Annotated in this window: 2 tRNA genes and 2 rRNA genes (2 of these 4 only partly in view); all 4 read left to right on the forward strand. The window is 51.6% G+C overall.

The features are described from left to right. A 16S ribosomal RNA gene (locus GN111_RS31595) occupies positions 1-1,116 on the forward strand; it begins 447 nt to the left of the window's first position. 133 nt (positions 1,117-1,249) lie between these two features. Next, positions 1,250-1,327 (forward strand) — tRNA-Ile (locus GN111_RS31600). 20 nt (positions 1,328-1,347) lie between these two features. Further along, positions 1,348-1,423, forward strand: a tRNA-Ala gene (locus GN111_RS31605). Between the two features lie 98 nt (positions 1,424-1,521). Continuing rightward, positions 1,522-2,500 (forward strand): 23S ribosomal RNA (locus tag GN111_RS31610) (it continues 2,015 nt past the right edge of the window). Together the 16S and 23S rRNA genes with 2 tRNA genes alongside form the textbook arrangement of a ribosomal RNA operon.

The following is a 2,500-nucleotide window of genomic DNA, read 5'->3' on the forward strand; positions in this document are numbered from 1 at the left end:
AGCTCTGTCAAGTGGGAAGAACCCATATAATGTTAATACCATTATATGCTGACGGTACCACTGAAGGAAGCACCGGCTAACTCCGTGCCAGCAGCCGCGGTAATACGGGGGGTGCAAGCGTTATTCGGAATCATTGGGCGTAAAGAGCACGTAGGCGGCCTGGTAAGTCAGATGTGAAAGCCCGGGGCTTAACCCCGGAAGTGCATTTGATACTGCCAGGCTTGAGTATGGGAGAGGGAAGTGGAATTCCTGGTGTAGAGGTGAAATTCGTAGATATCAGGAGGAACACCGGTGGCGAAGGCGACTTCCTGGACCAATACTGACGCTGAGGTGCGAAGGCGTGGGTAGCAAACAGGATTAGATACCCTGGTAGTCCACGCAGTAAACGTTGATCACTAGGTGTAGCGGGTATTGACCCCTGCTGTGCCGCAGTTAACGCATTAAGTGATCCGCCTGGGGAGTACGGTCGCAAGATTAAAACTCAAAGGAATTGACGGGGGCCCGCACAAGCGGTGGAGCATGTGGTTTAATTCGACGCAACGCGAAGAACCTTACCTGGATTTGACATCCCGGGAATCCTATCGAAAGACTGGAGTGCCCTTCGGGGAGCCCGGAGACAGGTGCTGCATGGCTGTCGTCAGCTCGTGTCGTGAGATGTTGGGTTAAGTCCCGCAACGAGCGCAACCCTTGTCTTTAGTTACCATCATTCAGTTGGGGACTCTAAAGATACTGCCCCGGTCAACGGGGAGGAAGGTGGGGATGACGTCAAGTCCTCATGGCCTTTATGTCCAGGGCTACACACGTGCTACAATGGGCGGTACAAAGGGTCGCGAACCCGCGAGGGTAAGCCAATCCCAAAAAGCCGTCCCAAGTTCGGATTGGAGTCTGCAACTCGACTCCATGAAGCTGGAATCGCTAGTAATCGCGGATCAGCATGCCGCGGTGAATACGTTCCCGGGCCTTGTACACACCGCCCGTCACACCATGAGAGTTGGTTGTACCAGAAGTCGTCGGGCTAACCTTTCGAGGATGCAGGCGCCTAAGGTATGGCTGATAATTAGGGTGAAGTCGTAACAAGGTAGCCGTTGGGGAACCAGCGGCTGGATCACCTCCTTTCTAAGGATGACCTATCTTTTAGAAAGATACAAAGAAGGTCCAGCTTTTTGCCAGTCACTATTTAGTTTTGAGAGATCAAGATGTGCTCTTTTAATTTACCGGAGAATGCAGATAGGCTCGAGGAATTGTGTGAGGGCCTGTAGCTCAGCTTGGTTAGAGCGCACGCCTGATAAGCGTGAGGTCGATGGTTCAAATCCATCCAGGCCCACCATTTTCAGGGCCGTTTTTTCAGGGGGTGTAGCTCAGCTGGGAGAGCGCCTGCCTTGCACGCAGGAGGTCATCGGTTCGAACCCGTTCACCTCCACCAGAAAAGCGCTGCATGCCTGGGATTTTTTTGTTCTTTGACAATTTGGATGTCGAATTAGAGTAACATTGAGTTCTTAATATTTGTGTCAGATATTTTGTGGCCAAGCTATTAAGGGCAAACGGTGGATGCCTTGGCGTCAAGAGGCGATGAAAGACGTGGAAAGCTGCGATAAGCTTCGGTGAGCTGCTAAACAAGCTTTGACCCGGAGATTTCTGAATGGGGAAACCTGTCGCGGGTAGTGTCGCGACATCTTCAGCTGAATCCATAGGCTGTTGAGGCGAACGGGGTGAACTGAAACATCTTAGTAACCCCAGGAAAAGAAAACAAAAGTGATTTCCCAAGTAGCGGCGAGCGAACGGGAACCAGCCCAAACCGTATTCCCTTCGGGGCATACGGGGTTGTAGGACCGTCATCACGCGATCCATGATTAGATAGACGAACAGGTTGGAAAACCTGGCCATAGAGGGTGACAGCCCCGTAATCGAAATCGAAAGTGGCGCAGACGGCACCTGAGTACCACGGGACACGAGAAACCCTGTGGGAATCCGGGAGGACCATCTCCCAAGGCTAAATACTACTTGACGACCGATAGTGAACCAGTACCGTGAGGGAAAGGTGAAAAGTACCCCGGTGAGGGGAGTGAAATAGTACCTGAAACCGTTTGCTTACAAGCAGTGGGAGCACGATGAAATCGGCCTTGTGCCTTTTTCCGTGTGACTGCGTGCCTTTTGCATAATGAGTCAGCGAGTTACTTTACGTAGCAAGGTTAAGCCGTCAGGTGTAGCCGTAGCGAAAGCGAGTCTTAACTGGGCGATTGAGTTGCGTGGAGTAGACCCGAAACCAAGTGATCTATCCATGGCCAGGGTGAAGCGAGAGTAAAATCTCGTGAAGGCCCGAACCGTTGTATGTTGAAAAATGCTCGGATGAGCTGTGGATAGGGGTGAAAGGCCAAACAAACTTGGAAATAGCTGGTTCTCCCCGAAATATATTTAGGTATAGCCTTGCGTTATTGAGTGACGGGGGTAGAGCACTGGATGGGCTAGGGGTCCTACCAGATTACCAAACCTAACCAAACTC

Source organism: Desulfosarcina widdelii, from assembly GCF_009688965.1.
Taxonomy (GTDB): Bacteria; Desulfobacterota; Desulfobacteria; order Desulfobacterales; family Desulfosarcinaceae; genus Desulfosarcina; species Desulfosarcina widdelii.